The organism is Caballeronia sp. S22 (assembly GCF_964261745.1).
Lineage (GTDB): Bacteria > Pseudomonadota > Gammaproteobacteria > Burkholderiales > Burkholderiaceae > Caballeronia > Caballeronia jiangsuensis.
Genome location: NZ_OZ180035.1, coordinates 775,153 through 801,038 on the forward strand (window position 1 = coordinate 775,153; position 25,886 = coordinate 801,038).

A 25,886-nucleotide genomic window follows, 5' to 3' on the forward strand; every position below is an offset into this window, starting at 1 on the left:
TTTCTTTGCTGCTGCAAAGAAAGCAACTGTATTGAGAGTCAAGCGGTGGGGAGCAAAGAATCAAGGTTTTGGGGGATTCCAGGCTGTGCCATCGCGCATCATGGCGTTGAGCTGCGTGAGGAGTTTTCGCATGCCTGCGACGAAGGCGACCTTGGTTTTTTTGCCTCTGGCGCGTAGCTGATCGCAGAACGCCTTGAGATAGGGATTGGCTCGTTGCGCGGCGACACAGGCCATGTAAAGGGCGCGGCGCACGAAGTGACGCCCGCCTTTGGTATGGCGTTCGCCGCGGTGCGTGCCACTGTCGGAGTTGAATGGGGCGAGGCCGACGAGCGAGGCGATCTGTCGGTTGTTGAGGGAGCCCAATTCAGGCAGGAAGGCGATGAGCGTCGCGGCTGTGGTCTTGCCGACGCCCGGAGTGGAGCGCAGCAGGGCTTCGTTTTTGCGCCAGAGTTCGTTGGTGTGGAGATCGATACCGACGAACAAGGGCGAAGCGAAGGCGGAAGGAATTTGGTTCACCACAGCACCCATACTTGTAAAGATACGAGCTCGAGGCTCAGTCAACTGTCCGGGTTCAAAGCGGTAAGAAGAAGCGGCGCCACCAGCTTTCTTTCGGGCTGCGAGCCCATGTAACACAAACGGGCTACCGCTTCGGGTGAGGGGAAGAGATCAGTTTCCGCCCACCTGGAATCAATATACAAGTAACCAAAGAAAGCAGCTCGTTCTGGCCCGCGGTCACACGCACGTTAGCCATGCTTGCCAGCCCGCGGTGGCCCTCGCCTAAGTGTCGCCCTCGAAGGACTTACCGGGCTTGGCTCGCGCACGGTCTGTCAGATCGCACTACACCACAAACTGGTTCAGCACAAAATGGCTCCAGCCCGCTTCGCGGCCGATGGGTCAATCGGGTTTGCGTGCGCCTCTTCCTCGACGGTTTCCCTCGCATACCCAACGGCAGCGCGTAGCGCTGTGCCGAAGCTCTTTGGTGCTGAACCAGCGCGCTGAAACGTCTCGGGCGGCAGACCGTGCGCGAGCCAAGCCCGATTGGGTCTGTGAGGGCGACACTTAGGCGAGTGCCACGAGCGGCTGGCAAGCATGGCTAAACTGCGTGTGACCGCGGGCGATGAGAAGCTGCTTTCTTTGGTTACTTTCTTTGCAGCAGCAAAGAAAGTGACTGCCGCCCCGCACAGGGGCAGTGCCAATAGACCAACACGAAAACGGGATCCGGCAAAAAGCTGGAAGCGCGCCAGCGAAGCGTGAACACCCACTATCCCAACCCGTTGACCGCCCTGAAGCGCCCCGGCGCGACCCCATATAGCTCCTTGAACCGCTTAGAAAACGCCGCCTCGGATTGATAACCCACATCCGCCGCCACATCCGCGATACTCTTTTTCGTATGCGTGAGCATCGTGCTCGCGAGCTGCATGCGCACGTGGCTCAGCAACGCGAGCGGTGAGCTATCCGAATGCGCCGAGAACGCGCGCATGAACGTCGCGCGCGACATCGCCGCTTCCTTCGCCAGCATTTCCAGCGTCCACGGCTCGGCGGGCCGCTCCAGCATCGCGATGATCGACGCGCCGAGCCGTCGATTCGCCAGCAAGCCGAGCACGCCCGCGAGTGAGGGCTGGCCGTCGAGCCACGCGCGCAGCACCATCGTGAAGAGCGCGGTCGACAACGCCGTGACGATCGACGGCGCGCCCAGTTGCGCTTCTTCCGCCTCGCGGCGCATCGTCTGGACCAGCGGCGCGAGGTAGGTCGCCGATGCATCGGCAAACGACACGTGCACGACATTCGGCAGCACATCGATCAGCAGCGCGCGCGGGGCATAGAGGAAGCGCCCGCACAGCAAGTCCACGCCCGGCTGCTGCCCGCCGCAATTGCTCTCCACCGTCACCGCGCCGTTGTGGCGCACTTCCATCTCCGTGTTCGCTGCGCCTTTTTCGCGAGGCTGAATGCTCAGCACGTGCGCGTCTCCGCGCGGCAGAAAGAAAATGTCGCCCGCCCGCAGTTCCAGCGGCGCGTGACCTTTCCGAAGCACCATGCACGCGCCATCGAGCACGACGTGATACACCGCTTCGCCGGCGGGCGCGGGCGCGTGATCGAGCTCCAGCGGGCCGCTCAACAGGCAGCGCAGATCGAGCGTGCCGGAGAGGCTCGCGAGCTGGATCAGTTTGTCGAGTGCGTCCATGAGAGCAGGTCGGGCCGAGGATATCGTTCCGGATAGTACCGAAGTCCCGCCAGGCGTGCGTTACTTCGCGACTTCGCCCAGTTCGCGGGTTTCGTCTGCCGAAGGCGCCGCGACGGCCTTCTTGCCGGTGAGCGAATCGGACACGGTCGACATCAGCGTGCGCAGCCACGCGACATCCGTCGGCTGATCGGGCTGCGGCACCGAAAGCTGATAGCACTTGATGCGCGGAAACGGCACCGGCGAGTCGAGCACCGCGAGCGGCAGCATCGCCGCATAGTGCTGCGCGAAGCGGCGCGGCGCGGTGAAGATGAGATCCGACTGCAGCAGCACCTGCGGCACGAGGCCGAAGTAGGGAATCGTCGTGACGATGCGACGCTCGATGCCCGCGCGCGCGAGGCCGATGTCGATCGGATGCCGCCTGCCGCCGCTATACGGCGTCGGCGCGAGATGCGCGGCGAGCGCATAGCGTTCCGCCGTCAGCGGCTCGCGCGCGAGCGGATGGTTCGCCCGCATGAGGCAGACGAATACGTCGGTGAACAGGTCCTGGCGCTCGAAGCGCGGCTCGGGCTTCGTCCAGTTGGCGACCATCAGATCGATCTCGCCTTCGTCGAGCATGCGCTCGTGGTCGCGCATCGGCGTCAGCGACTCGATCTCCAGACGCGCATTGGGCGCCGCATCGCGAAAAGCCGCGACGAGCGTCGGCATGAAGAAATCGTTCAGATAATCGGGCGCGGCGACGCGAAAGGTGCGGCGCGAGCTTTCCGGATCGAAATCGCCGTGCGGCGTCGCGACGAATTCCACTTCCCGCAATGCGCGTTGCGCGGGCGCGAGCAGCGACTCGCCGTACTCCGTCGGCACCATGCCCTGCTTGCCGCGCACGAGAATCGGATCGTTCAGGATTTCGCGCAGGCGCCGCAACGCGGTGCTGATCGCCGGCTGCGTCTGGTTCAGCCGCTGCGCGGTCTGGGTCACACTGCGCTCCAGCAACAGGGTGCGCAATACGCGGATGAGCCAGATGTCGAGTGAGTCGGCGGGATCGTTCATGGCCTGCGAAGCGGTTGTATTCAGGACGCGCGGGCGCGAACTCGCGATCCCTCACCCGAAGTTAAACGCTTATCCATTTTTGACGCCATAGCGAGCGCGCTATGCACGGCATAGGCGCGCCCGCCAGCCCTGCGGCATTCAGCCGAAATCGGCGTCTCGCGGCGCGATCGGCAGCGCGCTGATGCGCTTCACTTCCGCGCCGTCGAGCCAGTTCGGCGAGCGCGCGACGTAGAGCACCATCGGCAGCGTGTCCTCGCCCCAGAAGATCTGATCGTTGACGAGGAAGGTCGGCACGCCGAATACGCCCATCGACACGGCGCGGTCGTTGTTGTCGCGCAGCTTCGCCTTGATGTCCTCGTCCTCGATGCGCGTTTCGCCTTCCGGCATGCCCACGCGCTCGCATAACGCACGAAAGCCCTCCGGCGTTGCGGGATCGCGCCCCTCGCGCCAGATGTAGCGGAAGATTTCGCGCACGCGGGCGATTTCGCCGTTCGCCAGCACGGCAAGCCGCAGCGCCTTGGACGGATCGAACGGATGCGCGGGCGGCATCTTGAACGGAATGCCCAGTTGTTCCGCGCGGAACAGCGCGTGCCGGTAGGTGAAGACGCGTTTGGAGGGAATCGTCGCGGCGTGCGGCTGGCCCCAGCGATCGAGCAGCTTCATCAACTGGACGGGCACGAGCTCGAACGGCATGTCCGGCCATTTTTCATGCTGTTCCAGCAGCAAGTACGAAAACGGCGAAATGAAGTCGAAGAAAAAGTACGGCTGACCATGACTGGTCGAATGCGGGGCACTCATGTTCCCTTCTCCCTGAGATTCCTTGGCTCTGCTCGCGCCAGCGCTCGCCCGAGCCTCATCTGTTCGTTTTTTGTCGTGTCCTGCATGGCGGATGCGACACGCGCGGCGTTGCATCCCTTCAATAGATATTACGTGCTGCCTTGTTCCGTGTCTGCCCGCGCAGCGACACCGGACGTATCCGGTTGCGCCATGTTGCGCGCGGGGGCTTGATCGGCCTGCGCGACGGGCGCGTGCGCGAGGCGCTGCCGCACGAAGCCGATGTGCTCGCGCAACACGTAGAACTGATCCGCGAACGCGAGCGGCATCTTCATGCGATTCACCGCCGATTCGATCGCGTCGATGCGGTCGAGCAGGGCATCGCGCTGGGCGGTATCGGGGCCGCTGATCGCTTCGCGCTCTATCGCAATCAGCGCGCCATACCAGCGATAGATACGCGATTTCACACGCCAGCGGTACAGCCCCGGCACGAGCCGCAAGCCCGGAATCAGCACCACGATCAGCGGCACCAGCAGAACGAGCACGCGATCGGCGAGACTCGCGAGCCAGAACGGCAGCGTGCGGTACAGGAAGCTCTTGCCCGATTTGTAATACCGCTCGGCGTTGTCGCTGATGCGGAATTCGTGCACGAGCGGCGCAGGGAATTCGTTGGCGCGTTGCAGCAGATTGGCGCGCCCGTGCACCTCGCGCGCGGCTTCGATCAGCAGGTCGGAGAGCGCCGGGTGCAGGCTGTCGCGCGCGACCAGCTCGGCCGTCGGCGCGACCATATGGACCGGTCGCGGCGGCAGGTTGCGGGAGAAATCGAACGCGCCCATCGGCAGCTCGATTTCCGTCAGGTACGGAAAGCGGCGCGCGTAAGCATCGGCCTGAACGAAATCCATGAAGCGGATGCCCGTCGTGCGCAGAAGCTTCGCCATCGTCGGCGGCTGGGCGGAATCGCCGGTCAGAAAGACGGCGTCAATCCGGCCGTCTTCGAGCGCTTTCGCGGCTTCGTCGCCGGCGAGCGGCAGCAGTTCCGTGTCGCCGCCCGGTTCGATGCCGTTCGCCTTCAGCATGTTCAGCGCGAGCACGCGCGTGCCGCTGCCTTCCGCGCCGATCGCGAGCCGCTTGCCCTTCAGCTCCGACAAACGGGTGACGGGCGTCGCGCCGCGATAGAACACCGCGAGCGGCACGTAGGACACGCTGCCGAGCGATTCCAGATTGTCGTGCGTCGCGCCGGGCTTGGTCAGGCCGCCCTGCACGAAACCGACATCGACATTCGATTTCGGATCTTCGAGACGCGTCAGGTTGTCGAGCGAGCCTTGCGTTTCCAGCACGTTCAGCGTCACGCGGTTGCGCGCGAGGATCGCCTTGTATTTCTGCGCGCTGGACCAGAACGAACTGCCTTTCGGCCCGGCGGCGATGGTCAGCGTGCTCGGCGGCGCGGGCTGGATCAGCCGCACGGCCACATAGAGCGCGACCGCGCAGACGAGCAGGATCGGGCCGAAGGTGAGCGCGAGGTCGCGCCAGGAAATCGCGACAAAGCGCGCGACGATCCGCTGTTGCGGCTTGCCGCGCGGTGGGACGTCCGGATCGGTGCCCGGATTGTTTCCTGAAGGGTGGGTCATCTCGTCGGTAATTGCAAAACTGTGTGCCCGCGAGCTTACCCGATCGCGATGCGCGGACATCTCCTCGAACGGCTTCGGCATGACGCGCGAGCGGCGCGTCCGGGCGGCCGGCATGGCGTCGATGGTACATGAGATCGATGGGCGTCCGGACGCGCCGCCCGGCGCGCGCCGCGTGTGACGGATGTGTGTCCGCGCCGGCGATGCTGTTGCGCGGGCGCGGCTTCGCGCAGGGCCGCGTCGTTAAAAGCTTTGCGCTTATGGCCGCGCTGGGCTAAATTGACGTTCGCCACCGCACGACAAGGCTTCGCGCGCCGCAACCCGGAATGTGGGTTCGTGAGTCGCGCCGGGAAGCCGCCATGCGGCAGGTCATATTCGAGCCGACGGGTTTTTTCGCCCGACCAACCGGCCGCAGTTTGTTTCTTTCGCCAGTCTCTCGCAGCACCGTGAGCCGCATTCGCCGGCTTGCCGCCGTCATGCCTGCGCCTTTTCGGGCCTCGGGCGCGCGTGGCCACGGGCAGTCGCTCGAAGTCGTCGCCCTGCCGCTGGGAATGCGGCCCGGTTTTGAAGTGCAAACCGAGCGAAGTAGCAACTGTGCGAAGTCAACAAGCGAAACAAAAGGAGAAATCATGAAAGCAGTCGATCTGTTAAAGGCGCTGGGTGTCGTGGTGTGCGTGGCCGTGGCTTCGAGCGCCTATGCCCAATCGAGCGACGCGGCGGCCACGAGCGCCGATTCGGCGGCGCAGGCGAAAGCCCAGAAATCCGCGACCAAGAAGACCGACCGCAAGCTCGGCTACGACGTGCGCCGCGCGTTGTCGAAGGCGCAGGGCTTCGATGTGTCGAACGTGTTCGTGCGCGCACGCAGCGGCGCGGTCACGCTGACCGGCACGGTGCCGGAAGGCGGCCAGATCGCCCAGGCCGAAGAAGTGGCGAAGGGCGTGCCGGGCGTGAAGTCGGTTTCCAACAAGATCACCCTCGGCGTGCAAGGCGGCGGAGGTTAATAGCACGAGTCAATAGAAGCCAGCGGCGTCGCGCGACTGCCGCTGGCTTCGCTCGTCACGCGGGTGCTTGAAACGGGCTCCGGCTTTCCCGCCGGAGCCCGTTGTCGTTTGGCGCTTTCGTTCGCTGCGGCGAGCGACGATAACGCGCGATACTTGCACTATCGGACGCGTTGCAGTCGTCAGGTTGCACCACTCATCGGAACGTATGGCGGAGACCCACAATGAAAAGATTCGCGCGTACCCAGAGGTTGCAGACTTTGCAGAACGTACCGCGCACGGCCGCGCTCGGCTCGCTGGCGGTGCTCGTCGCGGTGACGCTCGCCGCATGTCACGGCGGCGACGACGATAACGGCGGCAGCAGCCAGCCGACCAACACCTTGCCGAGCTTCGTCTCCGGCTCGGTCAACACGCAGACTTACGACGGCGTATCGGACGACCTGCTCACGGCGGGTCTCGGCAAGACGGGCCTCGCGTCGGCGACCGCGCCTTCGTTCGCCAAGCCGGCAGCGCCGACGGCAGCCGAATTGCGCCGTCTCGCGATCTATTCGAACTACCGCGCGCTCGTCGATATGTCGTCGAACGGCGGCTATGGGCGCTTCTGGGGACCGAATGTCGATCTGAACGGCAACGACACGCTCGGCGAAGGGAAGATCGCGGGCAAGGAATACATCGCTTACGCGGACGACGGCAGCGGCATGCAGAACGTCAGCATGCTCGTGCAGATTCCGCAGAGCTTCAACCCCGATCAGCCGTGCATCGTTACGGCGACGTCATCGGGGTCGCGCGGCGTCTATGGCGCGATTTCGGCGGCGGGCGAGTGGGGCCTGAAGCGCGGCTGCGCGGTGGCTTACACCGACAAGGGCAGCGGCAACGGCGGCCACGAATTGGCCACCGATCTCGTCACGCTGATCGACGGCACGCTCGCCGGCGCCAGCATCGCCGGGACCAAGGCGATCTTCAAGGCGAACGTGAGCGCGTCGGCCCTGTCTTCGTTCAATTCGGCGTTCCCGAATCGCTACGCGTACAAGCACGCGCATTCGCAACAGAATCCGGAAAAGGAGTGGGGCAAGAACACCTTGCAGGCGATTCAGTTCGCGTACTGGGCGCTCAACGACATGTTCGGCGCGGTCAGCGGTTCGAGCCATCAGGTGCGCTACAACAAGGGCAGCATCACGACGATCGCGGCGTCGGTGAGCAACGGCGGCGGCGCGTCGCTGGCGGCGGCGGAGCAGGATAGCGATGGCTGGATCACGGCGGTCGTCGTCGGGGAGCCGCAGATCAATCTGAATCTGCCGTCGCAGGTTTCGGTGCGGCAGGGCGGCTTGCCGGTCGGCTCGTTCGGGCGGCCGCTCGCGGATTACATGACGCTCGCCAATCTGCTGCAGCCCTGCGCGGCGCTCGCGCCCGCCGCGGCCGGCGCGCCGTATCTGACGGCGCTGCCCCTGGCGACCACCAACGCGATCCGCACGGCTCGTTGCGCGACGCTCGCCGCGAGCGGGCTCATCACGGGCGGCAATACCGTCGCGCAAGCCACCGACGCGCTCAACCAGTTGCATCAGGCGGGCTACGAGACCGACTCCGACACGCTTCATGCGCCGATGTGGGACTCGCAGGCCGTGCCGGCCGTCGCCGTCACCTATGCCGACGCATACATGACTGCGAGCGTGCTCGACAACCTGTGCAACTTCAGCTTCGGCACGACCAACGCGGTGACGGGCGCGGCGGGCGTCGCGCCGCTCGTCTCGCCGATGCCGACGCTCTTCGGCAATGGCAACGGCGTGCCGCCGACGAACGGCATCAACCTGGTCTACAACGCGGGGACGACGGGCGCGGCGGATCATCGGCTGGCGACGCCCGATGCCAGCTACGCGGGCGCCGCATGCCTGCGCTCGCTGTGGACCAACGGCAATGCGACGATGGTGGGCAGCGTGAACGCGATCCGCGTGAACGCGAACCTGCGCGGCAAGCCCGCGATCATCGTGCAGGGCCGCGCCGATGCGCTCGTGCCGATCAATCATGCGTCTCGGCCGTATCTCGGCGCGAATCGCGTGGCGGAGGGCAACAACAGCCAGCTTTCACTCTACGAGATCACGAACGGTCAGCACTTCGACGCGTTCCTGAGCGTCGCCGGCTTCGACACGCGCTTCATTCCGATCCACTACTACAACATTCAGGCGCTCAACCTGATGTGGAATCACCTGAAGAACAACGCGCCGCTGCCGCCTTCCCAGGTGGTGCGCACGGTCGCGCGGGGCGGCGCGGCGGGATCGGCGCCCGCGCTCACGACGTCGAATCTGCCGCCGATCGCCACCGATCCGGGCGCGAACGCCATCACGACGGCGGGCGGCATCGTCAACGTGCCGAACTGACGCGGCGCTTGGCTTATTGAGTCGCGGTGGTTCGCGGCGCGGCGGGCGTCGCGGCCGCCGCAGCCGCGGGAACGTCCGACGCACCCGCCGCAACCGCATCCGACGCCTGGATCGCCGTTGCGGCGGCCGGCGTCTGTACGACGATCGGTGTCGGCGTGAGCTCGGGCGAGCTGACGATGAGCGACGGAACGAGCGGCTTGCTCTTCACTTCGTCGGCTGCGACGGGCGCGCTGCGCGGCACCGTGTTCAGATAGTGACCCATCAGGTTGAAGAAGCGGTCGTAGAACTTGCCGGCGGGCACGGTCTCGCTCGAAATCTTGACCATCGCGTCGCTATTCGAGCGGATCGGCAGCGACAGCGAGCCGAGCACGCTCAACCCGACGCTCGCCGACGTATCGCTTTTCTTGAGCGCATAGCCGTCCTGCACGGCGTTCACGTACGCGATGCTCTGATTCGTCGCGTTCTCGCCGGGCGTGCACACCACATGGAAGGACACGACGACGTGCGTTTCGGCGCTCGGCTGGAAATTCTTGGTCGCGTCGACGGTGTCGGGCTGGCCCATCGTCGTGAGAAAGCCTTGCGACAGCAGCGCGCGGCGCGCGGCCTCGCAGGTTTCGTTCACGGTGGCGTCGAAATTGCGCGCGAAAGGGCTCGCGCCAGTGTTGAAGAGTTCCTGCTGATAGCTCGGCGCGACCGAGCCTCGGCCTCCGCAGGCAGCGAGGGAGATGAGTCCGAGGGAAGCGAAAACGAGGCGCAGCGACGGCATGGGCATGAGGCAGCGGTTCCAAAATTTGTGTCAACGGCAGACACAAATTGTAGTGCCGCCGGACTGGCCGATGAAAAAGCGCAGTCTGAAAACATCGTCGAATCCGAGGTTTACAGCGTGATGAAAGCGAGCCGGACGGGTCGATCATCGGTCTGGAAAGCGCAAAGCCCGGCGCGCGGCCGGGCGTTCGTTACTGCGCGAGAAGCGGCTTACGGACGATTGAAGTCGACCGGATTCGCGGCCTCCGGGCGGACGATGCGGTCGAGAAAGCCCGACCGGCTAGCGGGACCCGACGCCGATGCGCCTTCGCTCGCACCGCCGTAGGACGACGCGGCAGCGCCTTGCTGCGCGGCGACGCGGGCTTCGGCGCGCTGGATATCGGCCGGGTAGGTGGTCTGATCGGCCGCCGGGTTGTACCCCGCGCGTTCGAGCTGGACCAGTTCGGCGCGCACCTGCGCGCGGGTGACCGGGCCGTCTTCACGCGCCTGGGCGAACCCGGGAGCGGCGAGAACGGCAACGATGGCGATGGCGGGAACGATGGACTTGAACATGATGACCTCCGATTGCTGACTTGGGGAACGTCGCGGTGTGGTGAGGTTTCTCTCCACTTGCTTCGTCGTTGAGAGGCAGTGTAGGACGCGGTTTTGTAGGTAAAAACCCTGATTCACCCAAATCAGAATTCCCGGATTGACATTAATCGCTTCAATCAAAACGGTCCGCCGATTGACGGCAGGCCGACATGCTATCTTTGAAGTGACTCGGATTCGTTCGCCCGGAGATATCGTGGACGTCGCCGCCTGGCTGCGCAGCCTCGGAATGGAACGGTACGAAGCGGCGTTCGTCGAGAACGCCATCGACGCCGATGTGCTGCGCAGTCTCACCGCCGACGATCTGAAGGATCTCGGAGTCGCGTCGGTCGGGCATCGCCGGAAGTTGCTCGACGCGCTCGACGCGTTGCGCGCGCGAACGGCACCCTCAGGCGCTGGCACGAGCCCGAACGAGGCGACGGGAGAACGGCGGCAGGTCACGGTGCTCTTCGCCGATCTGTGCGGCTTCACGAAAATGAGCCGGGAAGCCGATCCGGAAGAAATCGTCGCCGTGCTCGACCGATACTTCGAGAAGGTCGATCGCATCGTCGAGCAGCACGGCGGCTACATCGACAAGCATGTCGGCGACTCGATCATGGCGGTATTCGGCGCGCCGGTTTCGCATGGCAACGACGTCGAACGCGCCGTGCGGGCGGCCCTCGCGATCGGCGACGCGATGCCCGCGCTATCTCGCCTGCTCGCTCGTCCGCTCTCGGTGCATATCGGCATTGCGGGCGGCGAGGTCGTCGCGAGCGGCACGGGAAGCGCTGCGCATCGCAAGTACACCGTGACCGGCGATACGGTCAATCTCGCCTCGCGTCTCACCGACGCGGCCGGGCGGTCGGAGATACTGATTTCGGCGGCCGTGCGACGCTCTCTGGCCGGCCGCGTCGAGTGCGTCGAACGCGGCGCGCTGGCCGTCAAGGGTTTCGCGGAGCCGGTTTCGGTGTGGTGTATCGCGGGTCTTCGGCACGGCGCGCCGGATCGTCCTTTCATAGGCCGCATCGACGAACTGCGCGAGTTTCGCGCGATGCTGAACGCGTGCCGCGACGCCGGAACCGGACGCACCGTTCTGCTGCGCGGCGAGGCCGGAATCGGCAAGACGCGTCTTCTCGATGAGTTCAAACGCGAGGCGCACGATTCGGGCTTCCTTTGCCACGGCGGCCTCGTGCTCGATTTCGGCGCTGCTACCGGACGCGGCGCGATTCAGTCCATCGTGCGCGGGCTTCTCGCGCTCGACGATACAACCGATGCAAATGCCTGCGTGGAGCGTGCGATCGGCGACGGCCTGATCGATCGCGGCGACGCGCTTTTTCTCAAGGATCTGGTCGATGTGCCGATGTCGCTCGACGACCGCACGATCTACGAGGCAATGGACAACGCGATGCGCGTCAGCGGACGGCGAAATGTCGTGACCCGGCTCGTCGAGCGCGCGAGCCGGCGGCAGCCTCGACTGCTTTCGGTCGAGGACATCCACTGGTCGGATGGATCGACGTTCCGCGACCTCGCCGGACTGTCGGCGACGGTGGCGGCGTGTCCGGCGATGCTGGTGCTGACCGCGCGGCCGTCGGACCCGATGTTCGATGAATCATGGCGCGCGGCGGGCGGCGCAGCGCATTCGCTCGTCGATCTGGGTCCGCTCAGCGCCAGCGAGGCGCACGTGATGGCCGCATCGTTTCCCGGTGCGGCGGCGGATCTGGCGGCGCGCTGCATCGCGCGGGCGGCGGGCAATCCGCTGTTTCTGGAGCAACTTCTCGGCAATGCGGAGGCAAGCGACGAGACCGGCGTGCCCGGCACGGTGCGAAGTCTCGTGCAGGCGCGGCTGGATCGGCTCGATGCCGTCGACAAGACCGTCCTGCAGGCGGCCTCGGTACTCGGTCAACTCTTCGATAAAGACGCGGTCGAATATCTCGTCGATGGCGCCGGCGCCGCAATGGAGCCGCTCGTGATGAGTCTCTTGTTGCGACGCCAGGGCGCCGGGTTCATCTTCCATCACGCACTCATTCGCGATGCCGTCTACGACGGCCTGCTGAAAAGCCGGCGACGCGAACTGCATCGTCGCGCCGCGCAGTGGTACGCCGGACGCGACCCGCTCCTGCGGGCCGAACACCTCGATCGCGCGGCGGATAGCGAGGCGGCGCGCGCCTATTGCGACGCGGCGCGCTCGCAGGCGAGCGCGTACCGCCATGAATCCGCGCTGCGGCTCGTCGAACGCGGGCTTCAACTCGCGAACGAAAGCAGCGACCGCGTCGAACTCGAATGTCTTCGCGGCGATATCCTGCATGACGCTGGCGACATGCGATCGGCGCTCGCGGCATTCGAAGCCGCGCTCGAAGTCGCGGAGTCGGATGCGCAGCGTTGCGCGGCCTGGATCGGGCGCGCTACCGTCAAGCGCGTCACGGACGATCTCGACGGCGCATGGGCCGATCTTCACCTCGCCGCCGACGCCGCCGCGGCCCACGGCCTTCAGCGCGACGCCGCGCGCATCCACTTCCTGCGCGGCAATCTATGTTTTCCGCGCGGCGATATCGACGGCTGCGTGCGCGAACACGGACGCAGCCTCGCACTCGCGCGCGAAGCGGACGACCCCGAGCAGGAGGCGGCGGCGCTGGGCGGGCTCGGCGACGCGGAGTACATGCGCGGCCGGATGATCAGTGCCCACGACGCGTTCAGCCGATGCATCGAGCTGTGCAAACGCCACGGCTTCGGACGAATCGAGGTGGCCAATCTTCCGATGCGCGCCATCACGGCATGGTTCGCAGGCAAGACGGAGGCCGGGCTCGATGCCGCGCTCGCGAGTGTCGCGGCGGCGGAGAAAGTGAGGCATCTGCGGGCGCTCGCGGTCGCTCATCACGCGGCGTGGCATTGCCTGCACGATCTCGCCGAATGGGACCGCGCCTCAGAACATGTCGATCCTGCGCTGCAATGTGCGCGCGAGTTGAAGTCGAGAAGGTTCGAAGGCGAAGCGCTCGCGCTGCGTGCGGAGTTGCATCGAGTCGCCGGGCGAAGGCGCGAAGCGCTGGACGATATCGCAGAAGCGCTGTCGATCAGCCGCGAGACCGGCATGGCTTATCTGGGCGCACACTATCTCGGCATCCTCGCGCGTGCGACAGACGACATCGATGTCTTCGAAGACGCGCTGGCGGAAGGCGAGGCGCTGCTCGCGGCCGGTGCGGTCAGCCACAATCATTTTCTCTTTCGACGTGACGCGATAGAGGCATGTATCGACCGGCGTCGCTGGGATGCGGCCGCGCATCACGCCGCGGCTTTCGAGGAATATGCGTGCCGTGAACCATCGCTCTTTTCCCGGTTCTACGTGGCGCGCGCACATGCGCTCGTCTCGTATGGAAGGGGTGATAGGGACGCTGCGCTGATGAACGAGCTTCAGCGGATCGGGCACGAGGGCCGGAAGTCCGGTTTCATTTACGCGCTGGAAGCAATCGATGGCGCGCTCTCGGGCGAGTCGAATCTTCATTGATCAACGAGTGTGGGACGTCGATCATGTCAATCGAGTTGAAGCGTCGGGTCAAATTGTTCGTGCAACGTTTCTGGCAGCCGACCAGCGCGTGCATGACCTGCATGCCGGGAAGCTGGAGCAATATCGCGAGCATGGCGCACTGGTCGGTAGCCTTCAAGACCGGACTGCTCACGGGCCTTCTGGCGGTGCTTCTGACCTTCACGCCCGCCGCGAAGCTCTATGAAAACCGCTACGGCAATGCGGCGATCGTCGGCTTGCTGACTGCAATCGGCGATACCTACGCGCACGCGAGCCATTACCGTTTGCCCTACGTCGAGCATCTACTGACGGGCGTCGTCTCGGGACTTCTGGCGCTGGTCGCTTCGTATCTTCTCGAAGATCGGGCGCGCCGCGTTCGGGTGGCATGGGCGCGCGTCTTCGGGTAGCGCATCACCAGCGCAGAAGCCTTGGGCCCAGCCATGCGCCGATGAGCGCCGGCATCAGCATGCCGATCGCGTACCACACGCCCCAGAACGCGGGGCTCATTTCGGGGCAATGCAGGCAATAGACGATCGTCGCCGTCGAACTTGCCAGCAACCCGGCGACGGCACCGGCGAGCCGCAATCGCGTCGGCGCGAGCGAGCGCATGGCCCAGAACGCGGCGGGGAAGGTCGGTATCGAAAGAAGCAGGATATTGAACGGGCAGGTGCGCCACGTCTGGCCGAGCACCAGCGCTGCACGCGCGTTCGAGCCGGCGCTGTCGACGGCCATCCAGCCCGCGATCCACACCGCGGCGAACGGCAACGCGACGAGCGCCCACGAATAACCCGCGCGTGCACCGGGCCGGCCGATCCGGGCGATGGTGAACATCGCGCCGATTGCAACGGCCAGCGGAAACGCCAGCTTCGCCCAGAAAATACCCGTGCGCGCGACGCTGCCGAGATCGTGACGAATGCCGAACACGATGCTCATCAAAACCAGCGAGCCCGCTGCGCCGATCAGCAACGCGTGAACGAACCGGCGCGCGATGGCCGCACGGTCGACCTGTGTCACCTGATTCGAAAGGAGGGAGATGAGTTCGCCGGTCTTCATCTTAGTCCCCGGATTTTAGCCGCGAGCGCCTTGAGTCCGCGATGCACGCCCACCTTGACCGCCGATTCGGAAAGCCCGGTGAGGCGCGCGGTTTCCGTCACCGACAACCCTTCGAGCTTCATGTGAACGATCGGCAGGCGCTGCTTGTCCGGGAGATGTTCGAGCAGCTTGCCGATGTCATGCCGCGCCTCGGCGGGTTCATCGTCGGCGGCGGCGAGCAGTTCCTCGTGATCGTCGAGCGGAACGTTCAGCGACTCGCGTCGCGCGTGGGAGCGGAAGAAGTCCATCAGCTTGTAGCGCGCGATCGCGTGCAGCCAGGCCGTCAACGGCTCGTCCGGCCGATAGGTGTGACGCGCGTTATGCACGGCCAGCAGAATTTCCTGGACGAGGTCCTCGACATCGTCGAGACGATGCGGAATGCGCTTTCGCAGATAGCCCCGCAAATGCCGCGTGAGCGCCTGCAGAAAGCCGCGATATGCGTTCTGATCGCCATCGAGTCCGCTGATGAACAACGCTTTCAGCCGGCTTTCCGCGTCGTGCGACATGGTTCCTGTATGGGCGGGATTACGGGACGAAGTTTTGCGCGCCGCTGCCGGAGCGAGCGCCGCGCTGTGTTTTGGTTCGGTCGTCACACAGTATCCGAAGCCGTGGTGCGCTGCAATGACGCCGTCCTGATTCATGTTCGTCGGTTCCCTCCTGCCTATCGCTAGTTCGTTCTCCGCCCTCCACGGGTTACACACGGTCTGTAATTTTTCGCGCATCGAATTAATCGATCGAATGCTGTAACCGGCGACGTATCGGCGACGAATTAACTGGTAGTTCGAGATTCAGGGGACCGACATGGAAACGATGAAAGCGCCACTGGCGCCAGCGTCCGAAACGACACCGATCCATCCGCTGTGGCTGCGCATCACGCACTGGCTCAATGCAGTCGCGGCGTTGATCATGATGCTGTCCGGATGGCGCATTTACGACGCGTCGCCCGTGTTCCGGGACATCGTCATTCCGCCTTCGATCACGCTCGGCGGCTGGCTCGGCGGCGCGTTGCAGTGGCATTTCGCGGCGATGTGGCTGCTCGTGTTCAACGGCATCGTCTATGTCGCGCTCAACGTCGCGAGCGGCCGGTTCTTCTCGAAGTTCTTTCCCTTGTCGCCACGCGCGGTGCTGCGCGATCTCGTCGCGGCGCTGAGGGGCAAGCTCGCGCACGCCGATCTGCGCCAGTACAACGCGGTGCAGAAGCTAGCGTATCTCGTGGTCGTCGCCGATCTGATCGTGCTCGTGCTTTCGGGGCTCGCGATCTGGAAGTCCGTGCAATTCCCGCTCTTGCGCGAACTCATGGGCGGTTATGACAGCGCGCGCGTCGTGCACTTTTGCGCGATGGCGGTGATGGCGGCGTTCGTCGTCGTGCATGTAGCGATGGTCGCGCTCGTGCCGCGCTCGCTTCTGACGATGCTGCGCGGCCGCTGATGTATTTCAGGAACATGCCATGAAATCCAACGACAAGCGAATCATCACGGTCGATCGTGCTTCGGTGCTGGCGGATGCGCGCCGCGAACTGGACATGCCGTCGCGACGGCTCTTCGGCAAACGCATGCTGACCTTGGGCGGCCTTTCGCTCCTGACCGGCTGCTCGATCACGGACGACGATTCCGTCAACAAGTTTCTCACCGCCGTATCGCGCCTGAACGATCGCGCGCAGGCGCTTCTCTTCGATCCGAACCAGCTCGCGCCGACCTACACCGAAGCGCAGCTCACGCGGCCGTTTCCGTTCAATGCCTTCTACGGGATCGACGAGGTGCCCGCGGTGAACGGCAGCGACTATCGCCTGAAGGTGAGCGGGCTCGTGACGGGACAGCGCGTGTGGACGTTGCCGGAACTGTATGCGCTGCCGCACGAAGAGCAGATCACGCGGCACATCTGCGTCGAAGGCTGGAGCGCGATCGGGCGCTGGGGCGGCACGCCGTTCTCCGAGTTCCTGCGGCGCGTGGGCGCGGACACGACGGCGAAGTACGTCGGCTTCCGCTGCGCCGACGACTACTACGAAAGCATCGACATGCCGACGGCGCTGCATCGGCAGACGCTCCTCACGTTCGAGTACGACGGCCAGCGTCTTCCGGCGAAATATGGCTATCCGATGAAGCTGCGCATGCCGACCAAGCTCGGCTACAAAAACCCGAAGCACATCGTCGAGATATTCGTGACCAACACCTATCCGGGCGGCTATTGGGTCGACCAGGGGTACAACTGGTTCGGCGGATCCTGAGCGCCGAATCGATCAACGGTTCCGGATTGTCCGGATGCCATTTTTGACTCACCAAGGAGAGAAACCATGAAGCAATTGATGACGGCAGTATTCGCAGCGGCGCTGGCAATGGGTGCATCGTCCGTGTTCGCACAGGCAAGCGGCACGATGTCGAACGACGCGATGTCCCACGACACGATGAAGAAAGACAGCATGTCTCACGATTCAATGAAGAAGGGCGCCATGTCCAAGGACTCGATGGGCAAGGGCGACAAGATGAAGAAGAACGATGCGATGGGCATGGACCATCCCGCATCGGGCGCGATGTCGCAGTAAGACGAAGGAGAGCGGGACCGGGCGTTGCACGTCCGGTTCCAGCACGAAAAGTTTGCATGACGAAATAAACTATCGGATGCTGCTGGCCGCGAATCAAAACTAGGTATGATCCGCCGATATGATGTCGAATCAGGATCACCTATGTCATCGAGCACGAAACAGAAAACCTCGCTTCCGGACAAGCACGATCTGGAAGCGATGTCCCTCTTCCGCTACGAGCTGCGCAAGTTCCTGCGTGTGTCGGAAGAAATCTCCAATGTCGCCGGAATCACGTCGCTTCAATATCAGTTGCTTCTGCACGTTCGCGGATTTCCCGAGCGGCAGTGGGCGACCGTCGGCGAACTCGCGGAGCGATTGCAGGCTGCGCCCAACGGAACCGCAGCCTTGGTGTCGCGTTGCGAGGCGGCGGGCCTCGTCACGCGCAAAACCGACAAGACCGATCGCCGGCAGGTGCAAGTGCATCTGACGGCGAAAGGCGAGCGATGTCTGCTCAAGCTCGCGGCCGAACACAAAACGCACTACGGATCGTTCGGCTGGGTGTTCAACGAAAGACAGGAATGAGCCGATAGCGCACGCGCCGGGCCGATTCGAATTTATGTCACAATGTGCCTTAAATTCAAGTTCGGCTATTTGTGATGCGCATTCCCGGATTCATCGACCGACGCACGATATTGCGCGGCAGGCGGCTATGGCTGCACTACGGCGTGTTCTGGCTCGGCGCGGTCGCGACCGGGCTCGTCGCGGTCATGTACGCGCGGCTGATCGACTTCGGGTACGACACGTTCCTGCGCTTCACGGCCATCTACTGGTGGCTGCCTTTGGTGATCACGCCCGCCATCGCCGCGTTCTGCGTCTGGCTCACGCGCCGTTTTTTTCCAGGTTCGGAAGGCAGCGGCATTCCGCAGGTCATCGCGACACTGCATGAAGGGCGGGAACTCGGGCCGCGGCTGCTTACCATCCGTATTCTCGTTGGCAAGATCGTCATATCATTTCTGTCGATTCTCGGGGGCTTCACGATCGGGCGCGAAGGGCCGACCATCCACGTCGGCGCGGCGCTCATGTACAGCCTGCGTCGTTTCTATCCGTCGCGCTTGCTCAGCATTCGCGGCGGCGCGATGGAGCGCAAGCTGGCGCTTGCGGGCGCGGCCGCCGGATTGTCGGCCGCGTTCAATGCGCCGCTGGCCGGCGTGGTTTTCGCCATCGAAGAGCTCACGCGCAGCTTCGAGCAGCGCACGAGCGGCGTGCTGATCACGGCGATCATCTTCGCCGGTATCGTGTCGCTCGCGCTGCAAGGCAACTACACCTATTTCGGCACGATCAGTCTGGACGGGCATTTTCCCGATTCGCTCGCGCTCGCGGTCATCCTGCTCGGCGCGGTGACGGGCGTCGCCGGCGGGATATTCTGCTGGCTATTGCTGAACACGCAGCGCTGGATGCCCGCGTGGCTCGTCGGCTGGCGTCAGTCGCATCCGGTGGCGTTCGGCGCGGCGTGCGGCCTGTTCATCGCCGTGATCGGTGTGGTCGCGGGCGGTCACACGTTCGGCAGCGGCTATGCGGAAGCGCGCGGCATGCTCGAAGGCAATTCCACACTCGGCGCGAGCTATCCGCTGCTGAAAATGGCGTCGATGGTCGGTTCGTATCTTCCCGGCGCGCCCGGCGGGCTCTTCGCGCCGTCGCTCGCGATCGGAGCGGGCATCGGCAACGCGCTTCATCAGGTCTTCGGCGGCATGCAGTTGCCGATGCTGATCGCGCTCGGCATGGTGGGCTATCTCGCCGCCGTCACGCAGAGTCCGATTACGGCATTCGTGATCGTCATCGAGATGATCAATGGTCATGCGCTCGTGTTGTCGCTGATGGCCACGGCGTTGATTTCGAGTCAGGTGTCGCGGCTCTTCGCGCCGCCGCTGTACGAGGCATTGGCGCACAAATACATGAGCAAGTGAGGCGCGATTACCTTAGTTGCTCTTGCTGTGAGCGACCGCTGCCCGCAACGCCAGCAGATAGCTATCCACGCCGAAGCCGCAAATCTGCCCGTCGACGACCTCGGCGAATACCGAGTGATGCCGAAACGCCTCACGCGCGTGGATGTTGGACATGTGGAGCTCCACGACCGGGCACGTGAGAATGGCCAGCGCATCGCGGATGCCGTAGCTATAGTGGGTCCATGCACCGGCGTTGATCAGCACGGCGTCGCAATGCTGTTCGAACGCCTGGTGAATGCGCTCGCACATCGCGCCTTCGCTATTCGTCTGAAACGATTCGACCTGCACGCCGAGTTCGGCGCCGAGCGCCCGCAGCCGCGTATCGATTTCAGCCAGCGTGATGGTGCCGTACTGCACCGGGTCGCGCTTGCCGAACATGTTGTGATTGATACCGTGCAGCATCAGGATGTTCTTCATTCGTCGCTCCGTCGTACGCGTTAGTCCAGTGGCACCGTGAGCCGGTCGATGACGGTTCGCGTTTTCGGACGGATGCCGCGCCACCAGTCGAACGCTTCGGCGGCCTGTTCGACCAGCATGCCGACGCCGTCGGCGACCGTGCGCACACCGGCATTGCGCGCGAGCCGCAGAAAGGGCGTCAGCCGCTTTCCGTAGGCCAGTTCATAAGCCGCGCCTTCATGGCTGAACACGCTCGGCGGAACGGGCGGCAGGTCGCCCGTGAGACTGGCCGATGTCGCGTTGACCACGAGATCGAAGCGTCCCATTGCTTCGAGATCGCCGTAGCCGCAAGCGACGATCGGACCGCGCGCAGCCACCTGCGCCGCAAGCGCCTGCCCCTTGTCCACGTGACGATTGGCGATGACGAGTTCAGCCGGCCGCGCCGACAGGAACGGCAACAACGCTCCGCGCGCCGCGCCGCCAGCGCCCAGCAGCAGGACGCGCCTGCCTGCCATCGGCAGTTCCAGATTGACTTCGATGTCACGCACGAGTCCGATGCCATCGAAATTCTCGGCGATAATGCGGCCGTCCTCGAACTTCATCGCGTTGACGGCACCGGCGAGTTCCGCGCGCTCGCTGCGTTCGTCCGCCATCGCGAAGGCCTTCAGCTTGAACGGCGCGGTAACGTTCATGCCCCGGCCACCCGCCGCCGCGAACGCCCGCACGGTTTCGGCAAAGGCTTGCTCGGGTTCCAGCGGCCCTTCGATCGCCGTGTAAGCCATGTCCTGCTGCGTTTCCTCCGCGAAAAGGCCATGAATCAGGGGAGATTTGGTGTGTCCGATCGGATTGCCGATCACCGCGTACTGGTCCGTCATCATCGCCTCACTTCGAAAATAGAACGCCTTCGGTCTGCATGGCGTCGATCTCGGCCGCATCGAAACCGAGTGACACCGCGACTTCCGCATTGTGCTGACCGAGGTCCGGCCCGACTTCGCGGATCGTCGTGTCGCAATCGGAAAAGCGGAAGGGCAGGTTCGGCAGGCGCAGCGTGCCGAAGCGCGGATGCTGCTGCTCGATCACCATGCCGCGCGCGACGATCTGCGGATCGGCCAGCACCTCGTCGATGCGCTGCACCTTGGCGCAAGGCACATCCACGCTGTCCAGCAACGCCAGCACTTGCGCGACCGCTCGCGCGGCCACCCAGGGCTTCACCGCGTCGAGGATTTCCACGCGATGCGCATTGCGCCCGTTGAGCGTGTGGAATCGCGCATCGGCGCCGAAGCCTGCCGGGCCGCCGTTCGCCTCGATCAGCGCGGCGAAGCGCTTCCACGAATCATCGACCTGAGCGGCGATCACGAGATCGCCATCGGCGGCGCGGAATACGCCGTAGAGCGTCGATGTCGGCATGTCGTGGCCGGTCTGCTCGGGCAGCACGCCTTGCGTCGTGTAGCACTGTACGGCGTATTCGTGCATCGACACGAGCGTGTCGTACAGCGCCATGTCGATGTGCTGACCGCGCCCGCTTTTTACGCGGCCGAGCAGCGCGGCGTTGATCGCGGCCACCGCGTGAATGCCCGTGTACATGTCGCCGAGCGAGATGCGCATCAAGGGCGGCGGCTCGCCGGGATTGCCGATCATCTGCATGATGCCGCTCTTGGCTTCCGCGATCAGGCCGAAGCCCGCGCGATGCGCATCCGGTCCCGTATGACCGTAGGCCGAGATCGAGCAATAGACGAGCTTCGGATTGCGTTCCGACAACGCCGCATAACCGAGACCGAGCTTGTCGAGCGCGCCGGGCCGGTAGTTTTCGATGAACACGTCCGCCGAGTCGCACAGACGCTGCATGAACGCCTTGCCGCGCGGGTCTTTCATATCGACGCTCACGCCGCGCTTGCCCATGTTGAGCTGCAGGAAGTAGGCGCTTTGCTGATCGTCGAGCACGGTGGCGTGCTGGCGTCCGGCATCGCCGCTGCCGGGACGTTCGACCTTGATGACTTCCGCGCCAAGCGCCGCGAGGCAGCGTCCGACATACGGACCGGCGAGAAAGTGGCTGTAATCGACGACGCGAATACCTTCGAGAGGACGGGCCTGCATCAGAACGCTCCCGGACGGCGCGGCACCATCAGACGATGCTCGCCATGCTGCACGACCTCGCCATGCTGATTGATCAGCTCGGACGGCAACACGACGATGCCCCAGTCAGGCCGGCTCCTGCTCGCGCGCATCGCGCCCACGCGGAATTTGACGTGCAGCACGTCGTCGACCTTGATCGGCAGATTGAAGTCCCACGTCCAGCCGAGCGACATGCCCGGCAGAAAGCGATAGTCGCTTTGCGTCTTGAGGCCATCGGCGATCGACAGTCCGAAGAGGCCATGCGCGACGATCGAACCGAAGTGACTCGCGTTGGCGTATTCCTCGTCGACATGCACGGGCGTGTGATCGCCGGTGAGATCGGCGTACGCCAGAATGCGCGCTTTGGTGACGGTGTATGTCGGGCTTACGCACTCGTCGCCTTCGCGCGCATCGTCCCAGTATTTATCGATGATGTTCATGTTCAAGCCTCCGCACGCGGATTGATTTCGAGGGCCCGCGCAACGCACGAGGCCGGCTTCGCCTGGATCAGTTCGATGGCGAGGCCGTCGGGCAGACGCAGCCAGTTGCGGCCCTGCGCCATTGCCGTGGCGTCGTAGCGTTGCGCGGCGCTCAACGCGGCTTCGAGGTCTTCGCACATCACGCCGAGATGCGCGAGCCGGCCTTCCGGCGCTTCGTGCTTCGGGTCATGGATGAATTGCAGGCCGCCGAGCGTCCAGTACTGGCGGGGTTCATCGACGGTGCCGTCGACTTCGCGCATCGTCATGCCGAGCACGTCTTCGAAGAAGCTGATGTGCCAGTGAATGTCCTTCACGAAGATGGCGACATGCTCCAGATAGGCTTTCGATGCGCTCATGCTCGCGCTCCTTCACGTTGAAGGTCCGTCATGGCGCGCTCGATGCCCTTGATGCATGCAACCAGCGTGGCGTTGACCGGAGTCGGCACGCCGAGGCGTTCGCCCCAGCGCACGACCGCTCCGTTGATGAAGTCGATCTCGGTGATCGAGCCTTTTTCGAGGCTTTGCAGCATCGAGGTCTTGAAGGCCGAGGGCAGTCCTTCGGACGCGAGCGTCCACGCCTGTTCCGGGTCCGTGATGGATAGCGTGACGCCCGCCGCCTTCGCTGCGGCCATCGCTTCGGCGACGGCCGCGAGCGCGGTCGCCTTGAGAACGGGTTCCTCGTAGAGCTGTCCGTAAGTGAGACGGGTGATGCCCGTTATCGCGCCCGTCGCGACGTTGATCAGCAACTTGTCCCACATCGTGCCGAGGATGTTGTCGCTCACCGTGGTCATCAGCCCCGACGCATTGAAGGCGTCGGCAATCGCCTGCACCCGCGCGGTGAGCCGGCCGTCGAGTTCGCCGATGTAGGTCAGTTTCCCTTTCACGCCGGACTGTATGTGTCCGGGACCGCGCAGCACGCCGCCGACATACGTCTTGCCCGCCAGCACGCGCTCGCGGCTCACGACGTCGGCGAGCACGTCTTCATGGCCGAGACCGTTCTGCAACGAAAGCACCAGCGTTTCAGGGCCGATGAGATCGAGCGCGCCGCGCATGGCCGAATCGGTATGGAAGGACTTGACCAGCACGACGACAAGATCCACCGCGCCGACTTCAGCGGCTTTCGTGGCCGCGCGGACTTCGACGCGTCGGGAACCATCGGTATCGTCGACTTGCAGGCCGTCGCGACGCATCGCATCGACGTGCGCCGGCGAGCGGTCGATCAGCCAGGTTTCGTGACCGCCCTGCGAGAGTGTGGAACCGATGGCGCAGCCCAGCGCGCCGGCCCCGAGAATTGCGATCTTCAATGGCGTCTCCCTGATGTGTTGACGCCACGATAGGAGTTGCCGCTCATCATGGCAATGCAATGGCTACAATGACGTCATTGCGTATGGTAATAACGCCATGATTCCGACCGAACTGCCGGACCTGAAGCTGCTGCAGCTTTTCGACCTTCTTTACGATGCTCGCAACGTCACGCGCGTGGCCGAGAAGCTCGGCCAGAGTCAGCCGACCATCAGCATCTGGCTCGGACGTCTGCGCGAGCATCTGCAAGACCCGTTGTTTATCCGTACGCCAGGCGGCATGGCGCCGACCCCGCAGGCCGATGCGCTGATCGGGCCGTGCCGGGAGATTCTCGAATCGTTGCGGCGCTTCACCGCGTGGGAGATCGCGTTCGATCCCGCTACGGCGAAGCGACGATTTCGCATCTGCATGACCGATGCGAGCCACATCACGCTGCTGCCGCGAATGCTTGCGCATGTCCGTGCGCAGGCGCCGGGCATCCGTCTGGAGGCGGCGAGAATCGACGGCAACACGGAACGTGCGCTGGAGTCGGGCGAGGCCGATCTTGCCGTCGGCCATGTGCCCTGGCTAGGCGGCGGCATCTATCAGCAACAGCTCTACACGCAGGATTGGGTGTGCCTGACCAATCCGCATCATCCGCGTGTGCGCGCAAAGCTCGGTGTGAAGCAGTACCGTGCGGAAGGCCACGTCGCGATCGCGGCTGGCACCGGCGCTCAACTGCTGGAGCAGGCGCTCGTGCGCGAGCAGATCGAGCGGGATGTCGTACTGGAATTGCCCGGCTTTCTCGGACTGGGCGCGATCATCCAGACAACCGATTTGATCGCCACGCTGCCGCGGCACATCGGGCAGACGCTCGCAAAGGTCAATGGCCTTTCGCTTCATCCGTGCCCGATTCCCGTGGAGGGTTTTGCCGTGCGGCAGCACTGGCACGCGCGGTATCACCATGAAGCGGGCAATCGCTGGCTGCGCGATCTGATGGCGCAGCTCTTCAGCAGCCTGCGCTGAGCGAGATTGCGCGATCAGGCGTCGCGTTCGTCAGTCGCCGACACCGCCTTCCACAAGGCAAATTCTCCGTGCGCAAGTTCCTGCTTGAGGAAGTCGATGCAAACGCGCACATTTGGCAACTGCGCGGCGCGCGCGGCCGACGACGACGCCGGAAGTGCTGCGCTCGAGCCCATCCTCTTACGAGAAAGCGACATGACGACGACACCTCAGTTCGGCTGGTGCGGGCCGCTGCAAAACGCGAGCTTGATGAAGGAGGCCGGGCTCGACTACATCGAGGCGCAGCTCGTGCCGATGAAACTCGAAGACGACACATCCTTCACCGATGCAAAGGCGAGGGTGGCCGACCTGCCGTTGCCCGCGAGCGCCTTCAGTTATTTGTTCCCGCACGATGCGCGCATCGTCGGTCCGGAGAAAGACGAGCGTCGCAATCGTGCGTATTTCGATCGCGTCGTCGAATTGCTGACGATGGCGCGAGCGCGCGTGGTCGTGCTCGGCAGCGGCTGGACGCGCAACATTCCCGAAGGCTGGACTCAGGCGCAGGCGGAAGACGAATTCTTGAGCGCGCTCGAATGGTGCGCGGACGCCTTGCGAGGCAGCGGCACTACGCTCGCGATCGAGCCGTTGAATCGCAAGGAGTCGAATCTGGTGAACAGCGTCGGCGATGGCGCGCGGCTCGCGAGGAAGCTGAACCGGCCCGAAGTGCGCGGACTTGCGGACTTCTATCACATGGACGAAGAGAACGAGCCGCTCGACGAATTACGCGAGCACTGCGCGTGGCTCGCGCATATTCATCTCGCCGACACCGGCCGTCTGAATCCCGGCTCGGGTTCCTACGATTACCCGAGTTTTTTCGGTCATCTCAAAGCATGTGGCTATCAGGGTTTGCTCAGTGCGGAGTGCGGCTTCAAGGGTGAACCGCTGGCGTCGATGCGCGAGAGCGTGAACTTCATGCGTCAGGCGTGGAACGCCGCATAGCAAATTGACGGCGGTACGCAAGGTTTACCCTAACTATGCGGATCATTCGCGCTCCGTCGAAAACTTATTCAGGCGCGCAATGTCCGATGGAGTCCCCGCGCAACACGCCGAACACGAAGCGCAAAGTTCGATAAATCCGGCCACTACGGGATTCCCCGCTC

The 25,886-nt window shown here is 64.2% G+C and carries 27 protein-coding genes; 12 read left to right on the plus strand and 15 right to left on the minus strand.

Translation table 11 applies throughout. From position 1 onward, the window contains the following. Positions 1–60: 60 nt before the first annotated feature. Entirely contained in the window at positions 61–516 is a 456-nt protein-coding gene (locus tag ACEN42_RS03695; RefSeq protein ID WP_371880651.1) for a transposase, read from the minus strand. A gap of 573 nt (positions 517–1,089) precedes the next feature. On the opposite strand from ACEN42_RS03695, the gene ACEN42_RS03700 reads away from it, so the two are divergent. Then, positions 1,090–1,254, plus strand: coding sequence for a hypothetical protein (locus ACEN42_RS03700; protein WP_371880652.1), 165 nt, complete (start codon positions 1,090–1,092; stop codon positions 1,252–1,254). A gap of 7 nt (positions 1,255–1,261) precedes the next feature. On the opposite strand, the gene ACEN42_RS03705 is transcribed toward ACEN42_RS03700, so the two are convergent. The 4 genes from ACEN42_RS03705 to ACEN42_RS03720 form a co-directional block, all read right to left on the minus strand. Then, a complete protein-coding gene (locus ACEN42_RS03705; protein ID WP_371880653.1) occupies positions 1,262–2,182 on the minus strand; it encodes an AraC family transcriptional regulator in 921 nt (306 codons plus the stop codon). A 60-nt stretch (positions 2,183–2,242) separates the two neighbouring features. Beyond that, a complete protein-coding gene (locus tag ACEN42_RS03710) occupies positions 2,243–3,226 on the minus strand; it encodes a LysR family transcriptional regulator (RefSeq protein WP_187605964.1) in 984 nt (327 codons plus the stop codon). 138 nt (positions 3,227–3,364) lie between these two features. Continuing rightward, on the minus strand, positions 3,365–4,024 hold the full coding sequence (locus ACEN42_RS03715; protein ID WP_035500826.1) for a 2-hydroxychromene-2-carboxylate isomerase: 660 nt from the start codon (positions 4,022–4,024) through the stop codon (positions 3,365–3,367). Positions 4,025–4,152: 128 nt separating this feature from the next. After that, positions 4,153–5,628 (minus strand): TAXI family TRAP transporter solute-binding subunit, encoded by a 1,476-nt coding sequence (locus ACEN42_RS03720; protein WP_371880654.1) that lies wholly within the window; start codon positions 5,626–5,628, stop codon positions 4,153–4,155. Between the two features lie 626 nt (positions 5,629–6,254). On the opposite strand from ACEN42_RS03720, the gene ACEN42_RS03725 reads away from it, so the two are divergent. Together ACEN42_RS03725 and ACEN42_RS03730 are read left to right on the plus strand one after the other, a co-directional pair. Then, positions 6,255–6,626, plus strand: coding sequence for a BON domain-containing protein (locus tag ACEN42_RS03725; protein ID WP_187605961.1), 372 nt, complete (start codon positions 6,255–6,257; stop codon positions 6,624–6,626). Positions 6,627–6,847: 221 nt separating this feature from the next. Then, positions 6,848–8,995 (plus strand): D-(-)-3-hydroxybutyrate oligomer hydrolase, encoded by a 2,148-nt coding sequence (locus ACEN42_RS03730; RefSeq protein WP_371880655.1) that lies wholly within the window; start codon positions 6,848–6,850, stop codon positions 8,993–8,995. A gap of 13 nt (positions 8,996–9,008) precedes the next feature. Here the strand turns inward: ACEN42_RS03730 and ACEN42_RS03735 are convergent, their stop codons facing one another. Together ACEN42_RS03735 and ACEN42_RS03740 are read right to left on the minus strand one after the other, a co-directional pair. Next, complete coding sequence (locus ACEN42_RS03735) at positions 9,009–9,767, minus strand: DUF2242 domain-containing protein (protein WP_250484066.1); 759 nt, start codon at positions 9,765–9,767, stop codon at positions 9,009–9,011. Between the two features lie 203 nt (positions 9,768–9,970). Then, a complete protein-coding gene (locus ACEN42_RS03740; protein WP_371880656.1) occupies positions 9,971–10,312 on the minus strand; it encodes a DUF4148 domain-containing protein in 342 nt (113 codons plus the stop codon). 232 nt (positions 10,313–10,544) lie between these two features. On the opposite strand from ACEN42_RS03740, the gene ACEN42_RS03745 reads away from it, so the two are divergent. Both ACEN42_RS03745 and ACEN42_RS03750 read left to right on the plus strand, forming a co-directional pair. Next, positions 10,545–13,826, plus strand: coding sequence for an adenylate/guanylate cyclase domain-containing protein (locus ACEN42_RS03745; protein WP_371880657.1), 3,282 nt, complete (start codon positions 10,545–10,547; stop codon positions 13,824–13,826). 23 nt (positions 13,827–13,849) lie between these two features. Then, positions 13,850–14,251: a hypothetical protein gene (locus tag ACEN42_RS03750; RefSeq protein WP_371880658.1), complete on the plus strand. Its 402-nt coding sequence runs from the start codon at positions 13,850–13,852 to the stop codon at positions 14,249–14,251. A 4-nt stretch (positions 14,252–14,255) separates the two neighbouring features. Here the strand turns inward: ACEN42_RS03750 and ACEN42_RS03755 are convergent, their stop codons facing one another. Continuing rightward, positions 14,256–14,897, minus strand: coding sequence for a DUF1109 domain-containing protein (locus ACEN42_RS03755; protein ID WP_371880659.1), 642 nt, complete (start codon positions 14,895–14,897; stop codon positions 14,256–14,258). Then, positions 14,894–15,442, minus strand: coding sequence for a sigma-70 family RNA polymerase sigma factor (locus tag ACEN42_RS03760; protein WP_187605955.1), 549 nt, complete (start codon positions 15,440–15,442; stop codon positions 14,894–14,896). The genes ACEN42_RS03755 and ACEN42_RS03760 overlap by 4 nt, the downstream gene beginning before the upstream one ends. Before the next feature lie 295 nt (positions 15,443–15,737). Between ACEN42_RS03760 and ACEN42_RS03765 the strand changes: the two genes are divergently transcribed. The 5 genes from ACEN42_RS03765 to ACEN42_RS03785 all read left to right on the plus strand — a co-directional run bounded on the left by ACEN42_RS03765 (position 15,738) and on the right by ACEN42_RS03785 (position 19,418). After that, entirely contained in the window at positions 15,738–16,364 is a 627-nt protein-coding gene (locus ACEN42_RS03765) for a cytochrome b/b6 domain-containing protein (protein ID WP_371880660.1), read from the plus strand. Between the two features lie 19 nt (positions 16,365–16,383). Next, a complete protein-coding gene (locus tag ACEN42_RS03770) occupies positions 16,384–17,160 on the plus strand; it encodes a molybdopterin-dependent oxidoreductase (RefSeq protein WP_371880661.1) in 777 nt (258 codons plus the stop codon). Between the two features lie 66 nt (positions 17,161–17,226). Continuing rightward, complete coding sequence (locus tag ACEN42_RS03775; RefSeq protein WP_371880662.1) at positions 17,227–17,475, plus strand: pentapeptide MXKDX repeat protein; 249 nt, start codon at positions 17,227–17,229, stop codon at positions 17,473–17,475. 141 nt (positions 17,476–17,616) lie between these two features. Next, entirely contained in the window at positions 17,617–18,036 is a 420-nt protein-coding gene (locus tag ACEN42_RS03780) for a MarR family winged helix-turn-helix transcriptional regulator (protein WP_371880663.1), read from the plus strand. Between the two features lie 74 nt (positions 18,037–18,110). Further along, positions 18,111–19,418 carry a chloride channel protein gene (locus ACEN42_RS03785; RefSeq protein WP_371880664.1) on the plus strand — a complete coding sequence of 436 codons (1,308 nt, stop codon included), beginning with the start codon at positions 18,111–18,113 and terminating at the stop codon, positions 19,416–19,418. Positions 19,419–19,430: 12 nt separating this feature from the next. Here the strand turns inward: ACEN42_RS03785 and aroQ are convergent, their stop codons facing one another. From aroQ to ACEN42_RS03815, 6 genes are read right to left on the minus strand one after another with little or no spacing between them, the layout of a single operon-like run. Further along, positions 19,431–19,874: a type II 3-dehydroquinate dehydratase gene (aroQ, locus tag ACEN42_RS03790; protein ID WP_238212680.1), complete on the minus strand. Its 444-nt coding sequence runs from the start codon at positions 19,872–19,874 to the stop codon at positions 19,431–19,433. A gap of 20 nt (positions 19,875–19,894) precedes the next feature. Beyond that, positions 19,895–20,728 (minus strand): shikimate dehydrogenase, encoded by an 834-nt coding sequence (aroE, locus tag ACEN42_RS03795; protein WP_371881061.1) that lies wholly within the window; start codon positions 20,726–20,728, stop codon positions 19,895–19,897. Positions 20,729–20,735: 7 nt separating this feature from the next. Further along, positions 20,736–21,947: a CaiB/BaiF CoA transferase family protein gene (locus ACEN42_RS03800; RefSeq protein WP_371880665.1), complete on the minus strand. Its 1,212-nt coding sequence runs from the start codon at positions 21,945–21,947 to the stop codon at positions 20,736–20,738. Then, positions 21,947–22,405, minus strand: a complete 459-nt coding sequence (locus tag ACEN42_RS03805; RefSeq protein ID WP_371880666.1) for a MaoC family dehydratase — start codon at positions 22,403–22,405, stop codon at positions 21,947–21,949. The genes ACEN42_RS03800 and ACEN42_RS03805 overlap by 1 nt, the downstream gene beginning before the upstream one ends. A gap of 2 nt (positions 22,406–22,407) precedes the next feature. Beyond that, positions 22,408–22,800 carry a VOC family protein gene (locus ACEN42_RS03810; RefSeq protein WP_371880667.1) on the minus strand — a complete coding sequence of 131 codons (393 nt, stop codon included), beginning with the start codon at positions 22,798–22,800 and terminating at the stop codon, positions 22,408–22,410. Further along, positions 22,797–23,747: a ketopantoate reductase family protein gene (locus ACEN42_RS03815; protein ID WP_371880668.1), complete on the minus strand. Its 951-nt coding sequence runs from the start codon at positions 23,745–23,747 to the stop codon at positions 22,797–22,799. Before ACEN42_RS03815 ends, ACEN42_RS03810 begins: the two co-directional genes overlap by 4 nt. Positions 23,748–23,844: 97 nt before the next feature. On the opposite strand from ACEN42_RS03815, the gene ACEN42_RS03820 reads away from it, so the two are divergent. Both ACEN42_RS03820 and ACEN42_RS03825 read left to right on the plus strand, forming a co-directional pair. Next, positions 23,845–24,750: a LysR family transcriptional regulator gene (locus ACEN42_RS03820; protein ID WP_238212674.1), complete on the plus strand. Its 906-nt coding sequence runs from the start codon at positions 23,845–23,847 to the stop codon at positions 24,748–24,750. Between the two features lie 192 nt (positions 24,751–24,942). Beyond that, a complete protein-coding gene (locus tag ACEN42_RS03825; protein ID WP_371880669.1) occupies positions 24,943–25,725 on the plus strand; it encodes a sugar phosphate isomerase/epimerase family protein in 783 nt (260 codons plus the stop codon). The last annotated feature ends 161 nt before the right edge of the window (positions 25,726–25,886 follow it).

Bases quoted from the DNA above. Each gene is read 5' to 3' on its own strand.
- ACEN42_RS03700 (WP_371880652.1), top strand. From the start codon at position 1,090: ATGGCTAAACTGCGTGTGACCGCGGGCGATGAGAAGCTGCTTTCTTTG.
- ACEN42_RS03705 (WP_371880653.1), bottom strand. From the start codon at position 2,182: ATGGACGCACTCGACAAACTGATCCAGCTCGCGAGCCTCTCCGGCACG.
- ACEN42_RS03710 (WP_187605964.1), bottom strand. From the start codon at position 3,226: ATGAACGATCCCGCCGACTCACTCGACATCTGGCTCATCCGCGTATTG.
- ACEN42_RS03715 (WP_035500826.1), bottom strand. From the start codon at position 4,024: ATGAGTGCCCCGCATTCGACCAGTCATGGTCAGCCGTACTTTTTCTTC.
- ACEN42_RS03720 (WP_371880654.1), bottom strand. From the start codon at position 5,628: ATGACCCACCCTTCAGGAAACAATCCGGGCACCGATCCGGACGTCCCA.
- ACEN42_RS03725 (WP_187605961.1), top strand. From the start codon at position 6,255: ATGAAAGCAGTCGATCTGTTAAAGGCGCTGGGTGTCGTGGTGTGCGTG.
- ACEN42_RS03730 (WP_371880655.1), top strand. From the start codon at position 6,848: ATGAAAAGATTCGCGCGTACCCAGAGGTTGCAGACTTTGCAGAACGTA.
- ACEN42_RS03735 (WP_250484066.1), bottom strand. From the start codon at position 9,767: ATGCCCATGCCGTCGCTGCGCCTCGTTTTCGCTTCCCTCGGACTCATC.
- ACEN42_RS03740 (WP_371880656.1), bottom strand. From the start codon at position 10,312: ATGTTCAAGTCCATCGTTCCCGCCATCGCCATCGTTGCCGTTCTCGCC.
- ACEN42_RS03750 (WP_371880658.1), top strand. From the start codon at position 13,850: ATGTCAATCGAGTTGAAGCGTCGGGTCAAATTGTTCGTGCAACGTTTC.
- ACEN42_RS03755 (WP_371880659.1), bottom strand. From the start codon at position 14,897: ATGAAGACCGGCGAACTCATCTCCCTCCTTTCGAATCAGGTGACACAG.
- ACEN42_RS03760 (WP_187605955.1), bottom strand. From the start codon at position 15,442: ATGTCGCACGACGCGGAAAGCCGGCTGAAAGCGTTGTTCATCAGCGGA.
- ACEN42_RS03765 (WP_371880660.1), top strand. From the start codon at position 15,738: ATGGAAACGATGAAAGCGCCACTGGCGCCAGCGTCCGAAACGACACCG.
- ACEN42_RS03770 (WP_371880661.1), top strand. From the start codon at position 16,384: ATGAAATCCAACGACAAGCGAATCATCACGGTCGATCGTGCTTCGGTG.
- ACEN42_RS03775 (WP_371880662.1), top strand. From the start codon at position 17,227: ATGAAGCAATTGATGACGGCAGTATTCGCAGCGGCGCTGGCAATGGGT.
- ACEN42_RS03780 (WP_371880663.1), top strand. From the start codon at position 17,617: ATGTCATCGAGCACGAAACAGAAAACCTCGCTTCCGGACAAGCACGAT.
- ACEN42_RS03785 (WP_371880664.1), top strand. From the start codon at position 18,111: ATGCGCATTCCCGGATTCATCGACCGACGCACGATATTGCGCGGCAGG.
- aroQ (WP_238212680.1), bottom strand. From the start codon at position 19,874: ATGAAGAACATCCTGATGCTGCACGGTATCAATCACAACATGTTCGGC.
- aroE (WP_371881061.1), bottom strand. From the start codon at position 20,728: ATGACGGACCAGTACGCGGTGATCGGCAATCCGATCGGACACACCAAA.
- ACEN42_RS03800 (WP_371880665.1), bottom strand. From the start codon at position 21,947: ATGCAGGCCCGTCCTCTCGAAGGTATTCGCGTCGTCGATTACAGCCAC.
- ACEN42_RS03805 (WP_371880666.1), bottom strand. From the start codon at position 22,405: ATGAACATCATCGATAAATACTGGGACGATGCGCGCGAAGGCGACGAG.
- ACEN42_RS03810 (WP_371880667.1), bottom strand. From the start codon at position 22,800: ATGAGCGCATCGAAAGCCTATCTGGAGCATGTCGCCATCTTCGTGAAG.
- ACEN42_RS03820 (WP_238212674.1), top strand. From the start codon at position 23,845: ATGATTCCGACCGAACTGCCGGACCTGAAGCTGCTGCAGCTTTTCGAC.
- ACEN42_RS03825 (WP_371880669.1), top strand. From the start codon at position 24,943: ATGACGACGACACCTCAGTTCGGCTGGTGCGGGCCGCTGCAAAACGCG.